General features: G+C 70.8%; 2 protein-coding genes. Both read right to left on the reverse strand.

Going from position 1 to position 1,078, the window contains the following annotated elements; all coding sequences use genetic code 11:
• Window positions 1-91: 91 nt before the first annotated feature.
• Complete coding sequence (locus C1J00_RS43525) at window positions 92-580, reverse strand: PaaI family thioesterase (protein ID WP_102914243.1); 489 nt, start codon at window positions 578-580, stop codon at window positions 92-94.
• 56 nt (window positions 581-636) lie between these two features.
• Window positions 637-1,078, reverse strand: a 442-nt coding sequence (locus C1J00_RS43530; RefSeq protein WP_281262807.1) for a molybdopterin dinucleotide binding domain-containing protein, incomplete at its 5' end; no start/stop codon positions are given.

Here is a 1,078-nt window from a genome sequence, read left to right on the forward strand (position 1 = left end):
GGGTCTCTCCTGTGGGGGAGGGTCAGTGAAATGCCCGGGGGCGGTCGTGACAAGAACGCGCCCGCCCCTCCTGGGTTTTCCTGCGTCCGGTTCAGCTCGCGGAGCTGATGAGCTCCTCGTCGCCCGGCCGCACGTCGCGCAGCATGCATGTCAGCCGGGCGGTGCAGACCCGCTTGTCGTTCTCGTCGGTGATCACGATCTCGTACGTGGCCGTGGAGCGCCCCTGGTGCACTGGTGTGGCCACGCCGGTGACCAGTCCGGAGCGCGCCCCGCGGTGGTGGGTGCAGTTCAGGTCGACGCCCACGGCGATCTTGGAGCTGCCGCCGTGCAGCATCGACCCGATCGAGCCGAGCGTCTCGGCCAGCACCGCGGAGGCCCCGCCGTGCAGCAGCCCGTAGGGCTGGGTGTTGCCCTCGACCGGCATCGTCCCGACGACCCGGTCCGCCGACGCCTCGGAGATCTGGACGCCCATCCGGTTGCCGAGGTGGCCCGCGGAGAACAGGGCCATGAGGTCCACGCCGAGCGCTGCGTACTCGTCGATGACCTCTTGCGGGAACTTCACATGCTGCTGCTCACCCATCGGGCCCGGCTCCGTTCGTCCTCGTCACTCGGCTGCCTGTGTCACTGAGCGAACGCTCAGTCGGTCGCCGATTGTTCCAGACGCACCACGACGGACTTGCTGGCCGGGGTGTTGCTGGTGTCCGCGGTGGCGTCCAGCGGCACCAGCACGTTGGTCTCCGGGTAGTAGGCGGCGGCGCAGCCCCGGGCCGTGGGGTAGTGCACGACGCGGAAACCGGGGGCCCGGCGCTCCACGCCGTCCTTCCACTCGCCGACGAGGTCGACGTAGGCGCCGTCCGCCAGCTTCAGGGCCCGCGCGTCCTCGGGGTGGACGAGCACCACGCGGCGGCCGTTGCGGATGCCCCGGTAGCGGTCGTCGAGGCCGTAGATCGTGGTGTTGTACTGGTCGTGCGAGCGCAGCGTCTGCAGCAGCAGGCGGCCCTCGGGCAGCCGCGGGTACTCCACGGGCGCGGCGGTGAAGTTGGCCTTGCCGGTGGCGGTGGGGAAGCGGCGCTCGTCG

The organism is Streptomyces cahuitamycinicus, from assembly GCF_002891435.1.
In the GTDB taxonomy this organism is placed as follows: Bacteria; Actinomycetota; Actinomycetes; order Streptomycetales; family Streptomycetaceae; genus Streptomyces; species Streptomyces cahuitamycinicus.

What these genes read in the sequence shown, in the direction of transcription:
- C1J00_RS43525 (WP_102914243.1), bottom strand. Translation starts at nt 580, where the DNA reads ATGGGTGAGCAGCAGCATGTGAAGTTCCCGCAAGAGGTCATCGACGAG.